We start from the raw sequence: 20139 nt of genomic DNA on the forward strand, positions 1-20139 counted from the left end.
GGCGTTGAACCCTTCCAGTGAGGGAAGGACTGAGCCGTGCCCGAGATCAGCGGATCGACCGGACGTACTCCGGAGACGCATGTCATCGACTACCGCGCAGCCGAGCAGTTGCTCTCCGCGCGGGACCCGCGGGGCGCGGTGAAGCTGCTCGACTCCGTCATCGCCGCCCACCCGGAGAACACCGCGGCCCGGCTGCTGCGCGCGCGGGCGTTCTTCGCCGCCGCGCAACTGCGGCCCGCCGAGCTGGAGTTCACCATCGTCCTGGAGCGTGAGCCGGACAACGCCTTCGCCCACTTCGCGCTCGCCCGCACCTACGAGCGCCAGGGACGGCCCGACCAGGCCAGGCGGCACTTCCGGCTGGCGGCAGCGCTGGATCCCAATCCGGAGTTCCTGAAGGCCGCGCGCTTCGACTCCTGAGCGGGCCGGCCCGCTACCGGGGCCGGCTCTCCGGTGGCCGGTACGGCGGGATGTCGGGGCCCGGCTGGTAGTGCGGTCCCTGCCGGATGTGCCGGAGGATCACCGTCGTGTCGACGGTGATCACCAGCCAGAGCACCCCGCAGGCGATCGCCCACCCGGGGCGGCCCGCCAGCGCGAACGCGGCCGTGCCGAAGACCGCCCAGACCAGCCCCCACACGCTCAGCCAGAACCGTGCCCGCAGCGCACTGCGCGCTGTCGTGGGCTCACTGCCTGTACGCATCGGGATCACCACCCCTCCTCTGCAACGTACTCTTCGGAACGGATGCTGACCAAAGGGCCGATGAGGGGGTCACCGCGTGCTTCCGGATGCCGACGAACTGGCCGAGGTGCTGGTGGAACTGGCCGTACCGCACGAGGACGTCAACGAACTCGTGCGGATGGGCCGACGGGTCATGGACGACCCGGAGCTGCGGCGGTTCCTGGAACACTCCGTCGACGAACTCGTCCGGGACATGGGCAGGGCCGACGATCCGGTCGTCCTGCCCGAGCTCGACTGGCCCGCCGGAGCCCTCCAGCGCTGCTTCCCCGTCTACGTGTTCGTGGCGGCGCTGCCCCACACGCGCGCGTACCACCGCGAGCGCGGCATCCCGGCCGAGGTGTCCCGGCGCACCCTCGCCGACCTCGGCCGGAACATGGCCGTGCACCGCAGACGGTACGACAGGGCCGGCGTGCAGTCACCGCGCTGGCTGACCCGCCACTCGCGGGGCGAGCTGTACCAGCTGGGGCGACTCCAGTTCGAGCGCACGCGGTACGGGCCGTGGAACAGCCGCACGCTCGCGGCGGCCGGACTGGACCTCGCTCCCGGTACGCCCTGTCTGAGCCTGCACATCCCCGACTTCCTCGGCCCGCTGTCACCGGAGGCCTGCGATCGCTCGCTGGCCCTGGCCGCCGAGTTCTTCGCCCGGCACTTCCCGGAGGAGCCGTATCGCGCCGCGCTGTGTCATTCCTGGCTGCTCGACCCGCAGTTGAAGGAGTACCTGCCCGCGGACTCCAACATCGTCCGGTTCCAGGAGCGCTTCCGGACGGCCCCCGAGGACAAGCCGGAGGACACCGAGCCGGTGCAGTTCGTGTTCGGGGACCCGGAGTTGTCGGTGGAGAGCCTGCCACGGAGGACGGCGCTTGAGCGGGCCGTGGGCGACCATCTGAGGGCCGGCGGGCACTGGTACATCGGGCACGGCTGGTTTCCCCTCTAGCCCGGCGATGAGTTCGGGCCGGGGCCGGGGTCTACCCCTGCGACAGCACCACGGACCGCTTCCCCCAGGAGACCCCGATGTCCGAGACCACCGTCCCCGTCACCCGCACCGCCGCCTCCACCGCCCCCGTCATCGCCGAGTCCCCGACCCCGCGAGGCCGCCGGGCCCGGATCGCGCTGCGCACCCTGCAGGTCGTGCTCGCCCTCTTCTACGTCGTCGCCAGCGCGCTCCCCAAGCTGATCGCGCACCCCTCGGCCGCCGAGGGCTTCGACCGGATGGGCTGGGGCAGCGCCGGGATGTACACCATCGGGGTGCTCGAACTGGCCGGTGGGATCGCCCTGTTGATCCCGGTGCTGCAGTCGGTGGCGGCCGTGGCGCTGAGCGGGCTGATGGTCGGCGCGTTCGTCGTGCAGCTCACCTACTTCGACGGGGAGAACGCGGCGACTCCGCTCATCCTGATCGTCCCGCTCGCCCTGATCGCCTGGGCCCGGCGGCGGCACAATGCCGACCTGCTGCGGCTGGTGCGACGACGGGCATGAGGAGAGCGGCCCACGGCCGGCGCGCCGAGGCCGGGTCCCCTGCCGGAAGCGCGGGGGACCCGGCCTCGGTGTGGTGACCGAGGGGTGTGGTGACCGACGGGTGGGGTTCGGTGCCGGGTTCCGAGGAGCCGAGAGCCCGAGGGGCCGCTCAGCGCGAGCGCCCGCTCCTGTCCGCGTTCCCGCCCCGGCCCGCGCGCCGGCTCCGGTCCGAACGGCGGGCCGCGGCGCCCGCATTGCCCGCCTCGTCCGAGCCGCCCGCGGCCTCCGGGCTGCCGGATCCCTCCGGGCCGTCGGATCCGCCCGGTCCGCCTGGTCCGCCCGGTCCGCTCGGTCCGGCGAAACGGCCCCGGCGGTTGCCCTCCGTGAGGCCGCGCAGGCGTTCCAGCTCGCGGCGGTCGCGCTTGGTCGGGCGGCCGGCGCCGCGGTCGCGGATGCCGGCGGGGGCGACGGGCGTGCGGGGCGGGGGCGGGGGAGAGTTGTCGACGTAGCACTGGACGGCCACGGGGGCGCCGACCCGCTTGCGGATCAGCCTCTTGACCACGACGACCCGCTCCCAGCCCTCCTGGCGGACGCGCACCTCGTCGCCGACGCGCAGGGAGTGGGCGGGCTTCACACGCTCGCCGTTCACCCGCACATGCCCGCCCCGGCAGGCGGTGGCTCCGGCGGAACGGGTCTTGGCCAGGCGTACGGACCAGATCCAGCTGTCGATCCGCACGCTCTCGCCGTTCTGCGGCCCGGCGGCCTCCGCGGCGGCGACGGCGGCGGCGATCTTCGGGTCCGGCGATTCGGCGGCCACGGCACCGGGAGCCGCGGGGTCCCGGTCGGCGACCCGCGCGCCGGGACCGTCGGCCGTCGCGCCGGTCTCGTTGTCGTCGGTACGTTCCACAGCCATGGCTCCGACCTTAGTACGCGGGACCGCGCACCCCGGGTGGGTTTTCCGGGCGGTCCCCGTCAGGACGGCCCGCCACCGCCGCCCGGCCGCCGCCCCGGCGACCTGCCCGTACCGTGGACGCGTGGACGCCCTCGCCGATCTCGACCGCCGGATCTCGGGCTGTCGTGCCTGCCCCCGTCTGGTCGACTGGCGGGAGGAGGTCGCCCGGACCAAGCGGGCCGCGTTCGCCGACTGGACGTACTGGGGGCGGCCGGTGCCCGGCTTCGGGCCGGCGGACGCGCGCATGCTGATCGTCGGACTCGCTCCGGCCGCGCACGGCGGGAACCGTACCGGGCGGATGTTCACCGGCGACCGTTCCGGAGACGTGCTGTACCGGGCGCTGTACGACATCGGGCTCGCCTCGCAGCCGACCGCCGTGACCGCGGACGACGGACTGGAGCTGCGGGGCGTGCGGATCACCTCGCCCGTGCGCTGCGCCCCGCCCGCCAACAAACCCACCCCCGGCGAGCGCGACACCTGCCGGCCCTGGCTGGTCCAGGAGCTGAACCTGCTGCGGCCCACACTCCGTTCCGTGGTCGTGCTCGGCGCCTTCGGCTGGCAGGCGGCGCTGCCCGCGTTCACGGCGGCCGGCTGGACCGTGCCCCGGCCGCGGCCCGCCTTCGGGCACGGGACGCGCGTCCCGCTCGACGGCCTCGAACTCTTCGGCTGCTTCCACGTCAGCCAGCGCAACACCTTCACCGGCAAGCTCACGCCCGAGATGCTGCGGGACGTACTGCGCAGGGCGGCCGAGGCGGCGGGTCTGCACGGCCTCACCGGCGAAATCGGGACGACGCGGCCGCCTCACGACGGTTAGGGTCGCCGGATGCCTCTCTACCCGGAGATCGAACCGTACGACCACGGCATGCTCGACGTCGGCGACGGCAACCACGTGTACTGGGAGACCTGCGGGAATCCGGACGGCAAGCCGGCGGTGGTGCTGCACGGCGGGCCGGGGTCCGGTTGCACGCCTTGGGCGCGGCGGCTGTTCGACCCCGCCGCGTACCGGATCGTGCTCCTCGACCAGCGGGGCGCCGGGCGGTCGACGCCGCCCGCGAGCGCGTACGACACCGACATGAGCGTCAACACCACCCCGCATCTCATCGCGGACCTGGAGCTGCTGCGGCGGCATCTGGGGATCGAGCGGTGGCTGGTGTGGGGGCTGTCGTTCGGTTCGGTGCTGGGGCTGCGGTACGCCCAGACGCACCCGGAGGCCGTGACGGAGATCGTGCTGACGGGGATCGCCACCGGGTCCGACGCCGAAGTCGCCCTGCTCACCAGGGGAATGGGGAAGATCTTCCCCGAGGCGTTCGAACGGTTCGTCGGCGAGTTGCCCGTTGCCGAACGGGACGGGAACCTCGCCGCCGCCTACAACCGGTTGCTGGAGTCGCCCGACGCGGAGGTCCGCGAGCGGGCGGCACGAGCCTGGACGGACTGGGAGACGGCGACCATTCCCGCCCCGCCCGGGTCGGTCGAGCGTTTCGAGGATCCGGTGTTCCGCGCGGGCTTCGCCCGTACCGTCACCCACTACTGGGGCAACGGTCACTTCCTCGACGAGGACGGCGTAGTCCTGCGTGACGCGCCCCTGTTGAAGGACATTCCCGGCACCCTCGTCCAGGGCAGTCTCGACTTCGGCAACCTCCTCGGCACCGTCTGGCGGCTTCATCACGCCTGGCCGGGCAGCGAGTTGACGGTGATCGACGAGGCGGGGCACAGCCCCGGGGCCCCCGGAGCCGTTGAGGCGCTGGTGCGGGCGACGGACACCTACGCGCGCGGCTGGAACCGCTAGACCGTCGCGCCCGCGTCCCCGAACAACTGCCGTACCGTCGACTCGTAGTTGGTGCGCACGTGCGCGAGGGCGTGCGCGCGGGCCCGGTCCGGATCGCCCGAGGCGATCGCCTCGTACAGGTCGCGGTGTTCGACGAGGAGTTGGGGCCACTCCTCGTTGCGCCGGGTCATCCAGCGCAGCCGTCCCGCAACCGGTTCCAGGGCCTCGACCAGCAGGCTGTTGCGGGCCATCGCCACGATGCTGTCGTGCAGACGGCTGTTGACGTCCGTGATGGTCTCCGCGTCGCCCGCCTCGGTCGCGGTCGCCGCGAGATCGAGCAGCCGCTCCACCTCGGCGAGATCCTCCGGGGTCGCCCGGGCCGCGGCGAGCCCCGCGGCGTACACCTCCAACGCCTCGCGCAGCTCGAAGAGTTCCTTGACGTCGTTCGGGGTCAGCCGTCGTACGACCGTCCGGCGCGGGGTCTCGAAGTGCACGAAGCCCTCGGCGACCAGTGCGCGGATCGCCTCGCGGACCGGCACCCGGGAGACCCCGAAGCGGTCGGCGAGCTCCCGCTCGACCAGCCGGTCGCCCGGGCGCAGTGCGCCCGCGATGATCTCCTGCCGCAGGGTGGTCAGGACGCGTTCGCGGACGGCGCCGAGGGGCTCGGTGTTCGTCGTGGAGCTCATGGAGCCATCTTCTCCGACGCGGGAGCCGGCGTTGACGCCGGAGCTGTTTTACGGAGCCTTAACAGACGCGACATCGGCCGGGACTCTTGACGGCGGGACCATGTCGGCAGTTTGGTATACCAAAACCGGATGCCAGGCGGCCGCCACCCTCCTGTCCCCCGTCCTTGGAGGCCCTGTGTCCCTCGCCGACCGTGCCGAAGCCACCGGCACACCAGCGTTCGTCCCCGATCCCCGGCTCACCAACGAAGACCTCGCCCCCGCGGGCAAGCGCAACTGGAAGGTCTTCGACCTCTTCGCCATGTGGATGTCCGACGTCCACAACCTGGGCAACTACACCTTCGCGGCCGGACTGCTGGTCCTCGGCATGAACGTCTGGCAGGTCTTCACCTCCCTGCTCGTCGGCTTCGTGCTCATCTACGTCGGCATGAACTGGATGGGGAAGATCGGCCAGCGCCACGGCGTGCCGTTCCCCGTGGTCAGCCGCATCAGCTTCGGCGTGTGGGGCGCCAACATCCCGGCCCTGATCAGGGCCGTGATCGCCATCATGTGGTACGGCATCCAGACCTACCTGGCCTCCGTCGCGGTCAACGTGATGCTGCTGGCCGCCTGGCCCGGCCTGGAGTCCTGGACCCACAGCTCCTTTCTCGGACTCGACGCGCTCGGCTGGGTCTCCTTCCTCTCCCTCTGGCTCGTCCAGGCGCTGATCATCAGCCAGGGCATGGAGTCGGTCAGGAAGTTCCAGGACTTCTGCGGCCCGGCGATCTGGCTGGTCATGATCGCCCTCGCCGTGTGGGTGCTGGCCAAGGCCGGCTGGAGCATCTCGCTCACCAGCACCCCGCACCCGGTCTCGGTCGGCGAGCAGTGGCGGCAGTGGTTCGGCGCGATCGGACTGATCCTCGCCACCTACGGCACACTGATGCTCAACTTCTGCGACTTCTCCCGCTTCGCGCCGGACTACAAGACCGTCCGCCGCGGCAACTTCTGGGGCCTGCCGATCAACTCCACGGCCTTCGTGGTCGTCTCCGTGATCGTCACCGCGGGCTCGCTGGAGGTCTGGGGCGAGGCCATCACCGACCCGGCCGAACTGGTCGCCAAGGTCGGCAACACCTGGGTGATGGTCCTCGGCGCGCTCACCTTCGCCGTCGCCACCATGGGCGTCAACATCGTCGCCAACTTCGTCTCACCGGCGTACGACCTCGCCAACGTCTGGCCGCAGAAGATCACCTTCAAGGTCGGCGGCATGATCAGCACGGTCGCGGCCCTGGTCGTGACCCCGTGGAACCTCTTCTCCAACCCCACGGTCGTCAACTACTTCCTCGGCGGCCTCGGCGCCTTCCTCGGCCCGCTGTTCGGCGTGATCATGCTCGACTACTACTGGGTCAAGAAGGGCCGCGTCGACGTCGACGAACTGTTCAAGGCCGAGCCCGGCTCCCGCTACTACTACCGCAAGGGCGTCAACCCCAAGGCCCTGTGGGCGTTCCTGCCCGCGGCGGCCGTCGCCGGCGTCCTCGCCCTGGTGAAGACGTTCAGCGACGTGGCCCCGTACTCCTGGTTCATCGGTACGGCCCTCGCGGCCGGCCTGTACGCACTGCTGTGCCGCAGCGAGCGAGCGGCTCGTGCGGTCCCCGAGGCCGTGGAGGTCTGATAAGCGTGCGGATCGTCGTCACCAACTGCAACACCACGCAGGAGATGACCGAGGAGATCGTACGAGGTGCCCGGGCCGCCGCAGGCCCGGGCACCACCGTGCTCGGACTCACCCCCGCCTGGGGCCCCGAGTCCGCCGAGGGCTGGCTCGACAGCTACCTCTCCGCGGCGGCGGTCATCGACCTGCTGCGCACGTACGAGGGCCCTTCCTACGACGCGGTCGTCATGGCCGGCTTCGGCGAGCACGGCCGCGAGGGGGTCCGGGAGTTGGTGGACGTACCGGTCGTCGACATCACCGAGGCCGCCGCCCATCTGGCCTGTCTGCTCGGCCGCCGGTACGGCGTGGTGACCACGCTGGAACGCTCCTGCGGGCAGATCGAGGACAGCCTGGAACTGGCGGGGGTGGGGCGCAACTGTGCCGCCGTCGTCGGGACCGGACTGGGCGTGCTCGACCTGGGGGACGCCGACCGTACGGAGGCCGCCTTCCTGACGGCCGCCGAGCGGGTACGGGAGGCCGGCGCCGAGGTGCTGGTGCTGGGGTGCGCCGGGATGACCGGACTTCAGCGGACCGTGGGGGAGAAGCTGGGGCTTCCGGTGGTCGACGGGGTGGGCGCGGCGGTGAAGCTGGCGGAGTCGCTGGTGGGGTTGGGGCTCAGCACCAGCCGGGCGGGCGGGTATGCGAGGCCGGTGCCGAAGAGGCGGGTGTGGGGAGCGCAGTCGGACTGACCGGGGGCTCAGGGCCGCCACACATACCGCACGTCCGGCTCCCGCTCCTCGTTGCCGCTGCCGTCGGTGCGTTCGGCCTCGACGAAGCCGTGCCGCTCGTAGAAGCGGTGGGCCGGCTTGTTGACCTGGAAGGTCCACAGGCTCAGCCCCTGCGGGCCGCGCTCCTTGGCGAGCGTGACGAAACGGTCGCCGATGCCCCGGCCTCGCCAGCCCGGGTCGAGATACAGCTGGGACAGCAGGTCACCGTCGAGGACCATGAGACCCACCACCTGCTCCTCCGCCACGGCCACCCATGTCTCGTGCGATGGCACGACGACGTCCCGGATGTAGGCGTGCACCTCGTCGTCGGACCGGGGCCGTACGACCGTCGGCAACGCGGCGGCGAAGGAACGCAGATAGACGTCGGCCGAGGCGGCGGCGTCGGAGGCGGTGGCCCTGCGGATGACGACCGAGCTCACCGCGAGGCCTTCTCCGGCACCACGGCCGTGGCCGTGATCTCCACCAACTGGCCCGTGTATCCGAGGCAGGCGACCCCGATCAGCGTCGACGCGTGCGGGCCGGCGCTCAGCCCGGACGCCTCGACCACCTCCCACACGGTGGACAGCACCGCGGGCTCGCTGCTCACGACATGAACATCGGTCGCCAGGACATGCTCCAAGTCGCTGCCGACCGCGTGCAGTTGCTCCCGCAGGTTCGCGATCACCTGCTCGGCCTGGCGCGCGGGGTCCCCTTCCCCCACGAGGTTCCCCTTGGCGTCCAGCGGAACGGACCCGGCGAGAAACGCCAGCTTGGTGCCGGCCTCGACGACGGAGGCGTGGGAGTAGGTCGGCGGCGGGAAGAGGGCCGGGGCGGTGACGCGCTCGATCACGTGGACTCCTGTGGCGGACGACGGACAACCTTTCGATCATCGGGGGCCGGGGGACGGGAGCGCACCTGAATTTCCGGGCCCCGAACTTCCGGGCCCCGCCGGTGTTCACACTCCTGTGCACGATCCGGGTGCCCCGGGGAGATCGCCGCCGGGGCGAGCGCCGGCGTCTCGGTCGACTCCGCCGCGATCCTGGCGAGCACCTTCCGTCGTCTGCGCCGCGCGGCCTCCTGCATCGCCGCGGGCCGTCGGGCGGCAACCGCCGACACCGCCCTGAACTCCTCGCTCCGCTCGGCCGCGGCGACCCGCTCGACGCTGTAGAGGCGGGTCGGCGGGGCCGTACGCAAGAACGGGTTGGGTCGCCGCAGATCGGGCTCGCCGAGCAGCCGGCGGATCATCCCGGCGCTCCAGCCGCGCGCCCGCAGTCCGGCAGTGGACAGATGGGTGCGGGGCGTTCGCGGACCCGGGTCCTTCTCGTACGCCGTCATCGTCGATCCCCCCTCGTCGTGACACTCAGTGACGACTTCATTGATAACGCGCGCCACTGACAACGGCCCCCGGCTGTGCCCCGGGCCGTCGCCGATCGCGTAATTGCGTGGAGCGGACGCCGGCCTTCTCCGTACGCTGCGCCCATGCCCCCCGCCCTCCCCGACGCCGCCTTCCTGGACGCCACCGCGGACCGTCTCGCCGCACTGCCCACCGTCCGGGCCGTGGCGCTCGGCGGCTCCCGCGCCCAGGGCACCGAACGGCCGGACAGCGACTGGGACCTGGCGATCTACTACCGCGGCGACTTCGACCCCGCCGGCCTTCGCGCGATCGGCTGGGAAGGTGAGGTCTCCGAGGTCGGCGGCTGGGGCGGAGGCGTCTTCAACGGGGGCGCGTGGCTGACGATCGACGGGCGGCGGGTCGACGTCCACTACCGGGATCTCGACGTGGTGGAACGGGAGTCGGCCGAGGCGGAGCAAGGACGCTTCCGGGTGGAGCCCCTGCTCTTCCACCTGGCCGGGATCCCCACCTACCTGATCGTGGCCGAACTCGCCGTCAACCAGGTCCTCAGGGGCGACCTGCCCCGCCCGGCGGCCTACCCGGCCAAGCTCCGCAGCTCCGCCGCCGCCCGGTGGCGGGACACCGCCCGCCTCACCCTCGCCTACACCGAGGCCAACCACGCCCCGGCCGGCCGCCTCACCGAGACGGCCGGCGCCCTCGCCACGGCCGCCGTACAGATGGGGCACTCGGTGCTGGCGGCGCGAGGGGAGTGGGTGACCAACGAGAAGCGGCTGCTGGAACGGGCCGGGCTGCGGGATGCCGACCGGGTCGTCGCGTCCCTGACGGCATCGCCCGAGGCGGCCGTCCGCGCGGTCAAGGAGATGCGGGACCTGTTCGAGCGCGTGGACTGAGCGGCGGCTGCACGTCCGTCCCCTTGTCGGTCTCCGGGTTGCGTTCATAAAGAACGTGGCTTTTGCATGCATCGTCACACGCGGGTAACACAACAGTCCCGGAGCCTCCAGGAACGGGATCTACCGTGGAGGTCACCGCTCACCGCCCGGCCACCGTCGCCCGAAGGCGCACCCCCGCCTCCCCCGACGACAGGAGCCCCGTGTCCCGCCCCGCCGTACGGATGCACCTACCGCCCTGGCTCGCCCACGCCCTTCGTGCCCAGCGCGGGCCGATTCCCTGGAGTGCCGTGGTGCGCGGGGCCCTGTCCGCCGGGCCGCTGCTGCTGGCCGGAGTGCTCGCCGACCGCACCTCCCTCGGTGTCGTCGCCGCCATCGCCGCCATGCTGGCCGGGATCAACGACCGGCCCGGCAGCCGGCGGGTCTCCGTGAAGAGGATCGGGGTGCCCGCGCTCGCCGGCGCGGTCGGGATGATCGTCGGGACGTACGCGGGGGAGTACACGGGGGCCGTGACCCTCACCGTTCTGCTCACCCTCGTCGGGCTGGTCGCCGGCGGTGTCAGCGCCGTCGGGCCCGTCGCCTCCGGAGCCGGTACGCAGGTGCTCGTCGCGTCGGCGATCGGGGCGGGCATGCCGCTGCCGGAGGAGGGATGGCTGCGGGCCGTCGCCTATCTCGGTGGGGGCTGCTGGCTGCTCGCGCTGCGGCTCGCGCTGCCCACGCCCGGATCCCTCGCCGGGGACTTCCGGTTCGACGGCGAGCGGGAGGCGGTCGCCGCGGTGTACGAGGCCGTCGCCGGCCTGCTCGACGCCGTGGGCACCGAGCACGCCACCGACCGCCGCGTCGCGCTCACCGCCGCGCTCGACCACGCACAGGACGCGCTCACCGGGCCCCGGCTGCGGCGGTACGCCAGCTCGGCCGCCGAGCGGCGGCTGCACGCGCAGTACGCGGCCGCGCTGCCGCTCGCCGAGGCGGCCACCGCACTCGCCTGGGCGGAGGAAGCGGTGCCCGGGCGCGCCTCCGCGGGGCCCCGGCGGCTCGCCGCCGCCGTACGGGAGAACACGCACACCGGGCCGTTGCCCGCGCCCAACCGGTCCGGGCCCGCGCTGCGGGCGCTCGACGACGCCCTGCTGCGGGCCGCCGAGGCGTTCGACCGCGGGCGGGGCGAGGATCTGCACACGCGCCGGCTCACCGGCCGGGACCTGCTGCGGTCCGTCTTCGGGGCCGGCGGCCGGGAGTACGGGCTGCGGGTCGCCCTCTGCTTCGGGGCCAGCGCCGCCGTGGCGCAGGCTCTGCACCACTCCCATTGGTACGGGGAGCACGCGCACTGGTACTGGCTGCCCGCCACCGCCGTCTTCCTCGTCAAGCCCGACCTCGGCCCGCTCGCCTCCCGGGTGCTGTGCCGGGCCGCCGGGACCGTCCTGGGTGCGCTGGTCTTCGCCGGATTCGCGCTCGTGCTGCCGCGGCCCGAAGGGCTCATCGCGCTCGTCGCCGTCAGCGGGGCCCTGATTCCCGTGGCCACCCGGCACTTCGCCGCGCAGACCGCCGTCGTCACCGTCCTCGTGCTGGCGCTCGTGATGGTCGGCGGCGAGCCCCAGGCCTCCGCCAGCCGCATCACCGAGACCCTGCTCGCCTGCGCCATCGTGCTGCTCGTCGGGCATCTGCCGATGCCGGGACAGCGGGGCGGGGGAGTGCGGTCCCGGCTGGCCGCGGCGGGCAGAGCGGCGGAGGCGTACCTCGCGCATGTCCTGCGGGAGACCGAGCGGCCCGTGCTACGGGAGGCCGGGCGGCCTGTCCCGCGAGGCGCCGAACCAGCCGTACGAGACGCCCGCGCCGAGGACACCCGCATTGAGGGCACCCGCACCGAGGACACACCCACCGAGGACACACCCACCGAGGACACCCGCGCCCGGCGCTGGACCCTGCGCCGGGAGGCCTATCGCGCCCTCGCCGAGGCGCGCACCGCCATCGCCCTGGCCGCCGCCGAACTCCCCGCGCTCGCCCGGCACTCGGAGGGCACCGGCGAGATCGTCGCCGTGCTGGAGCGGATCGTCGACACGACCACCGCGTGCGCGGTCCACCTCGACGACTCCGGGCGGCTCACCCCCGAGCAGGTCCACCGGCTCACCGAACTGCTCGACGAACTCGGCCGGCTCGACGAGGGCCGGGGGCGCGTGGAGGTCCGGCTGCCCGAAGTGCCCCTCGCCGGCTAGGAGTCACACCCGTACCCACACCGGGGCGTGGTCCGAACCGGGTGTGCCCACGCGCTTGCGCGGATCCTCGTCCACCGACGGCAGGACGAGGGCGTCGTCCCGGTGCTCGGGCAGACCGGTCCCCGCCTCCTCGATACGCCTGGCCAGACGATGGCTCAGCAGGACGTGGTCGATCAGTTCGGCGCGTCCGAAGCTGACGCGGGAGAAGCGGCGCTCCTCCGGTATGCGCGGGGCGATGTCCCACAGCCGGAACGGGTCGCCCAGGTCGGACTTGGCGAACGCGCGCGGCTTGTCGAGCTCGGAGCCGGGCGGGCCGAGCAGGATCTGGGTGGTGGCCGCGTTCACCACGTCGTTCATGTCACCGAGGACGATCACGTCCCGTTCGGTCCCGGCGCCTTCCAGGAGGAAGTCCGCGACGGCGCGCAGGGTCGCCGCCTCGGCCGCCCGCCGGTAGAGGGCGTAGGCGCCGAAGCGGGCCCGTTCTGCCTCGTCGTGCGGCTGGAAGCGGCTCTTGCCCCCGGCTCCCGGATACGACAGCAGCTTCGACTTGAGATGGGCGACCGCCACATGGAGCACCCCGTCCCCGGTGTCGGTCTCCACCGCGAGGAAGCCGCGGCTGGTCTCGCCGTCGTGCGCGTCGGGTTCGGTGCCGTCGTCACCCTGCACGGGGCGCAGCTTCTCCGCGAACACATGGGTGTCCCGCCGTGTCCGCATCGGGGTACGGCTCAGGAAGCCCACCCGGATGCCCCTGCGGTCCGCGTGCCGGGAGAGCGCGATGTGCCACTGTCCGCCGGCCGCCTTGGCCAGGTCGGCGAGCGTCTCCTCCTGCCTGACCTCCTGCACTCCCAGCAGATCCGGGTCTAGCGCGGTGATCACGGAGGCGAGGGCCGCCACCTTCGCCTCGTACGCGGCCTCGGTCGCCGGAGCGCCGTCGCCGCTGTGCGGCAGCATCAGATTCTCTAGGTTCCAGGTGCCGACGAGCATGCCGGACCCCTTCCGGAAGGCGTACGACGGGCGGTGGTGAGGCCAGGGTGCCCGCGCCCGCGCCGCCGCGACAGAGCGGCGACGGAATGCGCGGTCCACCCACTGCGAGGACACGACCGCGTCGTACGGTGCCTGTATGACGCCTTCTCCCGCAGGTCTCATCATCTCCCCGTGCACGGTGCTCACGCACGACGATCAAGAGCGGGTCGGGTTCACGCAGGACGCGGCGATCGTCGTACGGGACGGTGTCGTCGCGTCGGTGACCAGCAGCGCGCGGGCCGCGGAACTGCCCGCCGTGGAACGCATCGACGCGCGGGGGCAGATCGCCCTTCCCGGGCTCGTCAACTGCCACACCCACGCGCCCATGGTCGCCCTGCGCGGGATCGCCGAGGACCTGCCGACCGAGGAGTGGTTCAACGACGTCGTCTGGCCGATCGAGTCCAACCTCACCGAGAAGGACGTGGAGTTGGGGGCCCGGCTCGCCTGCGCCTAGATGATCCGGGGCGGGGTCACCTGCTTCGCCGACCACTACTTCTCGATGGACGCCGTCGCCGCGGTCGTCGAGGAGTGCGGCATCCGCGCGCACCTCGGACAGGCCCACTTCTCCTCGCAGGGGCCCCAAGGGCGGGAGGATTCCCTGGAGTTCGCGCTACGGCAGCGCGGCGCCGCCGGTGGCCGCATCACCACCGCCCTCGCCCCGCACGCGAGACGGTCCGGGTCTCCCCGTCCGCCGCCGACCACGACCCCGCCCGCTTCCCCGGCCCCGACCGCCTCGACCTGCCCCGGGACGCCTCCGGGCTCCTCGCCCTCGGCCAGTGCATCCACTGCTGCCCGGGCGTCCCGCCGGCCCGCGCCTAGACCGAGATCGCCCTGGCGACCCGCCGGCTGCTCGCGCCGCGGGTGTCGTCCGGAAGGAATCTCCCGCGTCACCGATGAGTTCCGCTCCTCCCCGCGGTCACCACCCCGAACGGACCGTCGTACAGGAGGGACCCCATGGCGCTTCCGGAGATCGTCACGCGGGACGAATGGCGCGCGGCGCGCGCGGAGTTGCTGGTCAGGGAGAAGGCGGCCACGCGTGCGCGGGACGCCCTCAACGCCGAGCGGCGCGGACTGCCCATGGTCGAGGTGGAGCAGGAGTACGTCTTCGAGGGCGGCGACGGCAAGGCCACCCTGCTCGACCTCTTCGAGGGGCGCGGCCAGCTCGTCGTCTACCACTTCATGTTCGCGCCGGAGTGGGACGCGGGCTGCCGCAGCTGCTCCGCGTTCCTGGACCAGATCGGGCATCTCGCCCATCTGAAGGCACGCGGGACGACGTTCGCGGCCGTGTCGAGAGCGCCGTACACGAAAATCCTGCCGTTCAAGGCGCGGATGGGATGGACCCTGCCCTGGTACTCGTCCTACGGCGGTGACTTCAACCACGACTTCGAGGCCACCCTGGAGATCGACGGGGAGCTGGCCGAGCGGCCCGGCGTGAGCTGCTTCCTGCGCGACCGCGACCGGGTCTTTCACACCTACTCGACCTATGAGCGCGGCCTCGACGGACTCGGCTCGACCACCAGCTTCCTCGACCTCACGGCGCTGGGCCGGCAGGAGGAGTGGGAGGAACCCAAGGGGCGCGCGTCCGCTCTCGGCGCGCCCGCAGGCAGCGTACGCATCAGGTATCACGATGAGTACGAGGACTGACACAAAGAGCGACAGATGTGACCGTTGAGTAATCGAACTCTCACGCTTCGCGCTGAACCCGTGTCAACTACGTCTCAGTACGGCAACTCACCGAGGCTTTCGGGCTCCGGAAGGCGTTAACTCCTACAAGTGCTCCTACGGGTGAGTACACGCTTTCTGGAGGTGCAGGGTGGTGAACGGGCGAACAGTGCTCGAACGCTTTCCCGCTGGCGGGCCGCGTGGATCGTGGCCGGCGGAGGAGTTCGCGCAGGCGAGGCGTCTTGAGGGGCTGCCGGCGGAGGTCGTCATGGACCTGGCGACCGACACGTTCCTGGTGATCGTCCGCAGTGGCGAGGCAGCGGCCGACGCCCTCGCATGAGGTCAGCCCGCCTCCTTGGCGGGCACCTTTGCCGTGAACTGCTCAGCCTGGAGCGAGTAGAGCTCCGCGTACACGCCACCGGAGGCCAGGAGCTCGTCGGGCGTGCCCGACTCCACGAGCCGGCCCTGTTCCAGGACGTGCACCAGATCGGCGTGGCGTACGGACGCCAGCCGGTGAGTGATCAGGATGACCGTCTGGCCGGTGCCGGCCAGCGCGCGGATCTTCTCGAAGACCTCCAGCTCGGCCCGGGCGTCCAGGGCGGCCGTCGGCTCGTCCACGATCAGGATGTGGCCCCGCCGGTAGGCGGCCCGGGCGATCCCGAGCCGTTGCCACTGCCCGCCCGACAGCTCGTGCCCGCCGCTGAAGTTGCGGGCCAGCAGCGTGTCCAGGCCGCGAGGCAGATCGGCCAGCACCTCCCCGGCCCCGGCCTCCGCGACCGCGCCGGACACCCGCTCGTCGGTCAGCGGCGCCGACGAACGGCCCACCGCCACATTGACGCGGGCGGTGAACGGCCACCGCTTGAAGTCCTGGGCGACCATCGCGACCCGCTCGGCGAGCAGCCGCCGGTCCGCGTGCGCCGCGTCGACGTCGTCCCACAGGATCCGGCCCCGGTCGGGGGCGTACAGTCCCGCGAGCAGCTTCACCAGGGTGGTCTTGCCCGAGCCGTTCTCGCCGACCAGCGCGACGATCTTGCCGAGCGGCAGGGTGAGCGTCACGTCGTCGAGCGCGGGGCGGGCGGTGTCACCCGGGTAGCCGAAGGTGACGTTCTCGAAGCGGATCTCGCGCGGATCGTCCGGGAGCGCGGTCCCGCCCACCGGGATCGCCCACTTGGACGCCTCCTCGTAGAGCCGCTGGAGGTCGCCGACGAACAGGGCCTCCTCGTGCAGCGCGTTCATCTCGACGACCAGGGTGTTCAGGCTCTGTGAGCCGGTGCGGACGGCGATCACGGCTGTTCCGGCCACCGACAGGGCCATCGCGCCCCCCAGCAGCAGCCCGCCGAGAGTCGCGTACGTCGCCACCGTCGCCAGGCCCGTCCAGGCCGCCGCGATCAGCCCGGTGCGGGCCGCGAGCCGGGCCAGCCGGGCCTGCTCCGCCTCCGCCGTCTCGGCCATCGCGCGATAGTGCCTGAGCAGGAACGGGCCCACCCCGTGGACCCGGATCTCCGGCGCCGACTCCGGCTCGATCAAAAGGGCGCCGAGCAGCCGGCCCGCCCGCACGTGCTGCACCCAGGTGTGGAAGGACTCGTACTGGCGGCGCGCGATCGTCAGCGCGCCCCAGCCGCTCGGGATCGTCATCGTGACCAGCAGCGGCAGCAGCGCGGGGTGCAGCACGGTCAGCACGCCCGCCGCCGCGATCAGCGAGATCATCGCGTTCACCACTCGGGTCGCGAACGAGATCATGCGGCGGGCCGAGGTGGCGCCGTACTGCGCGGTGTCCAGCAGCTTGTGGAAGGCGTGGTCCTCGATCGCGGCCAGCTCCACGGTGGCCGCCCGCTCCAGGTACCGCTCGGTCGCCACCCGCTCGACCTTGGGCTCCAGGCGTCCGGTGGCGTACGTGGACGCCGCCCGCAACACCGCTCCCACGAGCATGACGGCGGCCATCGTCACCAGCGCGGGCACGGCACCCCGCAGCCGGTCCTCCAGCGCGCCCCCGCTGATCAGCCGCCCCAGCACACTGTTGACCGCGAGCAGGCTCACGGCCTGCGTCAGACCCCGGCAGACCTCGGCGACCAGCACGATCCGCGCGGCCTGCCGGTCGGCCTGCCAGGCCAGCCGCAGGCTGCCCGACAGCAGCGCCGGCAACCGCCCCACCATGGCCCGGAACCCCAGCTCCAGGAACGCGTCGGAGTGCGAGTTCCACCCCGTGTCGTAGCGCAGCGGTCCCCCGAAGAGCAGCCGCTCCGACTCGGAGACCCCGGGTTGCTCGGCGTTCGGCTGTTTCCCCACCGTGGACCTCCCCCGATCGCTGGACGGGGGCAACTATGGCGGGGCGGACTGGTCGGGGGCAGGGCGCAGAGGGAATTACGGGCAGCGCGCGGGCGCACACCTTCGGGGCTGTGCCGATGTGCGGCTCCGCCGCGTGGGCGCGACCAGCCCTCGCGGGCCCGCCCCCGCGGCTAACCGGCTGAGCTGACCGGCCGGGACCAGTTGGGCGTCGTCCCCGTCAGCCGGCACAACGCCAGGTACAGCGGTATCGGCGGCGTGTACGGCAGGGTCCCCGTGCCCCGACGCACAAGAGAGGGCACCACCGGGGCGTCCGGAACAACCGCCCCGGTGGCGTACTGGGCAGGCCTGGGCCACTCGAGCGCGTAGTCGGAGTCGGCGGGAACGAGCCACCACCAGTGCGTGGCATCGGCGTACACGCACCCGACCCGTGGCAGCCGGGACACCAGTTCCCGGCCCAGCGGCGCCGGCACCCCCACCGCGTCGCAGCCCAGCGGCACCGTCATCCCCTCGGGCACGGCCAGCTTGTACGGCGTCCCCGGCGTCCGCAGCCCACGTCCGAGGCGGACCAGCGTGTCCAGGGTCAGCACCTGGCCGCCGGACCCGCTGCTCACGCCCATGCGCCCGCGCCCCCCGCTCCGTGCTCGCGAGCATCCCCCTCGGGCGTCGCTCTGTGGTGCTCCTCGGCCTCGTCGCCCTGACCCGGCTCCCCCGAGGGAACCGGCTTGGGGCGGGCCCCCCAGCCCAGGTCGTTGCGCGGGCCGGTGTCCGCGCGGGGCTCGTCCGCCTTGCGCGGCAGCTCCGCCCAGACCAGCAGACCGGGACCGTGCTCGTGGGCGCCCCACGCGTGGCAGAGGGAGTCGACGAGGAGCAGTCCCCTCCCGTGCTCCTCTTCGCCGCGCTGCGGGGACGGATGCGGTTCACCCGGCGCGCAGCCCTCGTCACGTACGGCTATGCGCACCAGGTCGTCGTTGTCGTGCAGCTCGCAGACCACACGGCTGCTCGCGGTGTGCACGATGGCGTTGGTCACCAGCTCGGAGACCACCAGGGCAGCTGAGTCACAGGTGTCCTCGCAGACCGACCAATGGGTCAGTCGCGCCCTCGTCAGGCGTCTGGCCTGCGCGGGAGACCCCGGGTGCGCGGCCAGCTCGAAACGGAACCGGCGCCGGGCAGCGGCCCTGGAGAGGCCTGCTCCCGCGGCGGCACCGAGACCCTGGGGGCGGTCTTCGGCAGCGTCTGTTCCTAAGGGCGGGGACGGAATCACGCTTGCCACTATCGCCCCGTCGTGAACACTTGGCAAGTGTCACTCTGAAAAATGCAGAGTGCTGTGTGACGCGGTAAGAGGCCGTGGCACACTGCTCGCAACAGCATGTCGAGCGGCGCCAGTTGGGATCACCGGAGATCCGTACGCAGCGGTATTCGTATCCGTACAGATCTTCGAATTAGGTCTTCGAATGGCGCCGCTGGCCTGTCAGCATGCTGGTGGCTGTGACGCCCGTACATGACTTCGTGGAGGTGGAGCGTGAGCGAACCGCGGTCCGCGCCGACGGTCGGCCAGGTCGTCCTCGGTCGGCGCCTGCTGGACCTGCGGGAACGCGCCGGGCTCAAGCGTGAGGAGGCCGCCCGCATCCTCCGGGTCGCCCCCGCCACCGTCCGCCGTATGGAGATGGCCGAGGTCGGGCTCAAGATCCCCTACCTCCAGCTGCTGCTGAAGGCCTACGGCGTCTCCGACCAGGAGGCCGAGGACTTCGTCCAGCTCGCCGAGGACGCCAACCGTCCCGGCTGGTGGCAGCGCTTCCACGACGTGCTGCCCGGCTGGTTCTCGATGCACGTCAGCCTGGAGGGCGCGGCCGCGCTCATCCGCGAGTACGAACCGCACTTCGTGCCCGGTCTGCTCCAGACCGAGGACTACGCGCGTGGCGTCCTGCGCTCGGGCGCCATCGGCCAGACCAGCCCCGAGGACATCGAGCGCCATGTGGCCCTGCGCATGGAACGGCAGGGACTGCTCACCCGTCAGGGCGCGCCCCGGCTGTGGGTGGTCATGGACGAGACCGTGCTGCGCCGCCCGGTGGGCGGCCCGGAGGTGATGCGTGCGCAGATCGACAAACTGCTCGAGGCGACGAAGCTGCCCAACGTGACGCTCCAGGTCGCCCCGTTCGCGAGCGGGCCGCACCCCGGCACGTACGGGCCCTTCGTGCTCTTCCGATTCGCCGTGCCCGAACTTCCGGACATGGTCTACAGCGAGTACCTGACCGGCGCGATCTATCTGGACGCGCGCGTAGAGGTGGCGACCCACCTCGAGGTCATGGACCGCATGGCGGCGCAGGCCGCTACGGCACATCGCACGAAGGAGATCCTCCGGGATCTCCGCAAGGAGCTGTGAATGAATCGCATCAAGCCCCGCCTCCGCGTCTACAACGGCATGCCCGCCCGGGAGCTGGGGAGCGAAGGCTGGCACAAGCCGTGGAGCGGCGGCAACGGCGGCAACTGCCTGGAGGCGATGAAGCTCGCCGACGGCCGGATCGCCGTGCGCCAGTCCACCGACCCGGACGGACCGGCGCTGATCTACACCACCGACGAGATGACCGCGTTCATCGAGGGCGCGAAGGCGGGGGTGGCCGACTTCCTGCTCTCCTGACCTCGTTGCTCCCTTGCTGGGTAATCACTGCTGGTAATCACTGATGAGCAAGCACTGACGGGTGGGGGGAGGGGCGGCAGCTGCTCGCCCCACCCCCCATCCA

The 20139-nt window shown here is 72.1% G+C and carries 23 protein-coding genes and 1 pseudogene; 14 read left to right on the forward strand and 10 right to left on the reverse strand.

Translation table 11 applies throughout. From position 1 onward, the window contains the following. Positions 1-36: 36 nt before the first annotated feature. Positions 37-417 carry a tetratricopeptide repeat protein gene (locus tag AQI94_RS06025; protein ID WP_031050570.1) on the forward strand — a complete coding sequence of 127 codons (381 nt, stop codon included), beginning with the start codon at positions 37-39 and terminating at the stop codon, positions 415-417. Positions 418-430: 13 nt separating this feature from the next. Here the strand turns inward: AQI94_RS06025 and AQI94_RS06030 are convergent, their stop codons facing one another. After that, a complete protein-coding gene (locus tag AQI94_RS06030) occupies positions 431-697 on the reverse strand; it encodes a DUF6343 family protein (RefSeq protein ID WP_031050568.1) in 267 nt (88 codons plus the stop codon). A gap of 76 nt (positions 698-773) precedes the next feature. On the opposite strand from AQI94_RS06030, the gene AQI94_RS06035 reads away from it, so the two are divergent. Continuing rightward, positions 774-1670 (forward strand): acyltransferase domain-containing protein, encoded by an 897-nt coding sequence (locus tag AQI94_RS06035; protein WP_031050566.1) that lies wholly within the window; start codon positions 774-776, stop codon positions 1668-1670. A gap of 77 nt (positions 1671-1747) precedes the next feature. Then, entirely contained in the window at positions 1748-2209 is a 462-nt protein-coding gene (locus AQI94_RS06040; protein ID WP_031050564.1) for a DoxX family protein, read from the forward strand. A 148-nt stretch (positions 2210-2357) separates the two neighbouring features. Here AQI94_RS06040 and AQI94_RS06045 read toward each other — a convergent pair whose 3' ends face one another. Beyond that, complete coding sequence (locus AQI94_RS06045; RefSeq protein ID WP_079062531.1) at positions 2358-3101, reverse strand: RNA-binding S4 domain-containing protein; 744 nt, start codon at positions 3099-3101, stop codon at positions 2358-2360. A 121-nt stretch (positions 3102-3222) separates the two neighbouring features. On the opposite strand from AQI94_RS06045, the gene AQI94_RS06050 reads away from it, so the two are divergent. Next, positions 3223-3954, forward strand: a complete 732-nt coding sequence (locus tag AQI94_RS06050) for a uracil-DNA glycosylase (RefSeq protein ID WP_037945419.1) — start codon at positions 3223-3225, stop codon at positions 3952-3954. A gap of 9 nt (positions 3955-3963) precedes the next feature. After that, complete coding sequence (pip, locus tag AQI94_RS06055) at positions 3964-4926, forward strand: prolyl aminopeptidase (protein WP_031061507.1); 963 nt, start codon at positions 3964-3966, stop codon at positions 4924-4926. Here the strand turns inward: pip and AQI94_RS06060 are convergent. Further along, a complete protein-coding gene (locus tag AQI94_RS06060) occupies positions 4923-5591 on the reverse strand; it encodes a GntR family transcriptional regulator (protein WP_031061509.1) in 669 nt (222 codons plus the stop codon). The two genes, pip and AQI94_RS06060, sit on opposite strands and share 4 nt — an antisense overlap. A gap of 175 nt (positions 5592-5766) precedes the next feature. Here AQI94_RS06060 and AQI94_RS06065 point away from each other — a divergent pair, with 175 nt between their 5' ends. After that, the gene (locus AQI94_RS06065) at positions 5767-7236 is read left to right on the forward strand and encodes an NCS1 family nucleobase:cation symporter-1 (protein WP_031061511.1); all 1470 of its coding nucleotides are present in this window, start codon (positions 5767-5769) and stop codon (positions 7234-7236) included. 5 nt (positions 7237-7241) lie between these two features. Further along, positions 7242-7961, forward strand: a complete 720-nt coding sequence (locus AQI94_RS06070) for an aspartate/glutamate racemase family protein (protein ID WP_031061512.1) — start codon at positions 7242-7244, stop codon at positions 7959-7961. A gap of 8 nt (positions 7962-7969) precedes the next feature. Here the strand turns inward: AQI94_RS06070 and AQI94_RS06075 are convergent, their stop codons facing one another. The 3 genes from AQI94_RS06075 to AQI94_RS06085 are packed head-to-tail and all read right to left on the reverse strand — an operon-like array spanning position 7970 to position 9314. Next, positions 7970-8419 carry a GNAT family N-acetyltransferase gene (locus AQI94_RS06075; RefSeq protein WP_031061514.1) on the reverse strand — a complete coding sequence of 150 codons (450 nt, stop codon included), beginning with the start codon at positions 8417-8419 and terminating at the stop codon, positions 7970-7972. Next, a complete protein-coding gene (locus AQI94_RS06080) occupies positions 8416-8829 on the reverse strand; it encodes a RidA family protein (protein WP_031061527.1) in 414 nt (137 codons plus the stop codon). The genes AQI94_RS06075 and AQI94_RS06080 overlap by 4 nt, the downstream gene beginning before the upstream one ends. After that, on the reverse strand, positions 8826-9314 hold the full coding sequence (locus AQI94_RS06085) for a hypothetical protein (protein ID WP_159050631.1): 489 nt from the start codon (positions 9312-9314) through the stop codon (positions 8826-8828). The genes AQI94_RS06080 and AQI94_RS06085 overlap by 4 nt, the downstream gene beginning before the upstream one ends. Positions 9315-9458: 144 nt before the next feature. Here AQI94_RS06085 and AQI94_RS06090 point away from each other — a divergent pair, with 144 nt between their 5' ends. Both AQI94_RS06090 and AQI94_RS06095 read left to right on the forward strand, forming a co-directional pair. Then, a complete protein-coding gene (locus AQI94_RS06090; protein WP_031061530.1) occupies positions 9459-10223 on the forward strand; it encodes a nucleotidyltransferase domain-containing protein in 765 nt (254 codons plus the stop codon). A 221-nt stretch (positions 10224-10444) separates the two neighbouring features. Beyond that, a complete protein-coding gene (locus tag AQI94_RS06095) occupies positions 10445-12430 on the forward strand; it encodes an FUSC family protein (protein WP_062229644.1) in 1986 nt (661 codons plus the stop codon). 3 nt (positions 12431-12433) lie between these two features. On the opposite strand, the gene AQI94_RS06100 is transcribed toward AQI94_RS06095, so the two are convergent. Further along, positions 12434-13414 carry an endonuclease/exonuclease/phosphatase family protein gene (locus tag AQI94_RS06100; protein WP_031061097.1) on the reverse strand — a complete coding sequence of 327 codons (981 nt, stop codon included), beginning with the start codon at positions 13412-13414 and terminating at the stop codon, positions 12434-12436. Between the two features lie 136 nt (positions 13415-13550). Here AQI94_RS06100 and AQI94_RS06105 point away from each other — a divergent pair. The 3 genes and pseudogenes from AQI94_RS06105 to AQI94_RS42555 all read left to right on the forward strand — a co-directional run. Continuing rightward, positions 13551-14186: pseudogene (locus AQI94_RS06105) on the forward strand (amidohydrolase family protein); the annotation flags it as partial. A gap of 221 nt (positions 14187-14407) precedes the next feature. Continuing rightward, entirely contained in the window at positions 14408-15097 is a 690-nt protein-coding gene (locus AQI94_RS06110) for a DUF899 domain-containing protein (RefSeq protein WP_031061096.1), read from the forward strand. Between the two features lie 172 nt (positions 15098-15269). Next, complete coding sequence (locus tag AQI94_RS42555) at positions 15270-15455, forward strand: hypothetical protein (RefSeq protein WP_031061093.1); 186 nt, start codon at positions 15270-15272, stop codon at positions 15453-15455. A gap of 2 nt (positions 15456-15457) precedes the next feature. Here the strand turns inward: AQI94_RS42555 and AQI94_RS06115 are convergent, their stop codons facing one another. The 3 genes from AQI94_RS06115 to AQI94_RS06125 form a co-directional block, all read right to left on the reverse strand. Beyond that, positions 15458-17401 carry an ABC transporter ATP-binding protein gene (locus tag AQI94_RS06115; protein WP_031061089.1) on the reverse strand — a complete coding sequence of 648 codons (1944 nt, stop codon included), beginning with the start codon at positions 17399-17401 and terminating at the stop codon, positions 15458-15460. Between the two features lie 170 nt (positions 17402-17571). Beyond that, complete coding sequence (locus AQI94_RS06120) at positions 17572-18018, reverse strand: hypothetical protein (RefSeq protein ID WP_031061086.1); 447 nt, start codon at positions 18016-18018, stop codon at positions 17572-17574. Then, positions 18009-18671, reverse strand: coding sequence for an ATP-binding protein (locus AQI94_RS06125; protein WP_051833045.1), 663 nt, complete (start codon positions 18669-18671; stop codon positions 18009-18011). Before AQI94_RS06125 ends, AQI94_RS06120 begins: the two co-directional genes overlap by 10 nt. Before the next feature lie 249 nt (positions 18672-18920). Here AQI94_RS06125 and AQI94_RS06130 point away from each other — a divergent pair, with 249 nt between their 5' ends. Beyond that, positions 18921-19781, forward strand: coding sequence for a helix-turn-helix domain-containing protein (locus tag AQI94_RS06130; RefSeq protein ID WP_031061080.1), 861 nt, complete (start codon positions 18921-18923; stop codon positions 19779-19781). Beyond that, positions 19782-20036: a DUF397 domain-containing protein gene (locus AQI94_RS06135; protein ID WP_031061076.1), complete on the forward strand. Its 255-nt coding sequence runs from the start codon at positions 19782-19784 to the stop codon at positions 20034-20036. It abuts the gene before it with no gap. Positions 20037-20139 lie beyond the last annotated feature (103 nt).

The sequence above is a fragment of the Streptomyces pseudovenezuelae genome, assembly GCF_001513955.1.
GTDB lineage: Bacteria > Actinomycetota > Actinomycetes > Streptomycetales > Streptomycetaceae > Streptomyces > Streptomyces pseudovenezuelae.

Coding starts and splice junctions, on each gene's coding strand:
- AQI94_RS06030 (WP_031050568.1), bottom strand. CDS start 697: ATGCGTACAGGCAGTGAGCCCACGACAGCGCGCAGTGCGCTGCGGGCA.
- AQI94_RS06040 (WP_031050564.1), top strand. CDS start 1,748: ATGTCCGAGACCACCGTCCCCGTCACCCGCACCGCCGCCTCCACCGCC.
- AQI94_RS06045 (WP_079062531.1), bottom strand. CDS start 3,101: ATGGCTGTGGAACGTACCGACGACAACGAGACCGGCGCGACGGCCGAC.
- pip (WP_031061507.1), top strand. CDS start 3,964: ATGCCTCTCTACCCGGAGATCGAACCGTACGACCACGGCATGCTCGAC.
- AQI94_RS06060 (WP_031061509.1), bottom strand. CDS start 5,591: ATGAGCTCCACGACGAACACCGAGCCCCTCGGCGCCGTCCGCGAACGC.
- AQI94_RS06085 (WP_159050631.1), bottom strand. CDS start 9,314: ATGACGGCGTACGAGAAGGACCCGGGTCCGCGAACGCCCCGCACCCAT.
- AQI94_RS06090 (WP_031061530.1), top strand. CDS start 9,459: ATGCCCCCCGCCCTCCCCGACGCCGCCTTCCTGGACGCCACCGCGGAC.
- AQI94_RS06095 (WP_062229644.1), top strand. CDS start 10,445: ATGCACCTACCGCCCTGGCTCGCCCACGCCCTTCGTGCCCAGCGCGGG.
- AQI94_RS06100 (WP_031061097.1), bottom strand. CDS start 13,414: ATGCTCGTCGGCACCTGGAACCTAGAGAATCTGATGCTGCCGCACAGC.
- AQI94_RS06110 (WP_031061096.1), top strand. CDS start 14,408: ATGGCGCTTCCGGAGATCGTCACGCGGGACGAATGGCGCGCGGCGCGC.
- AQI94_RS06120 (WP_031061086.1), bottom strand. CDS start 18,018: ATGGGCGTGAGCAGCGGGTCCGGCGGCCAGGTGCTGACCCTGGACACG.
- AQI94_RS06135 (WP_031061076.1), top strand. CDS start 19,782: ATGAATCGCATCAAGCCCCGCCTCCGCGTCTACAACGGCATGCCCGCC.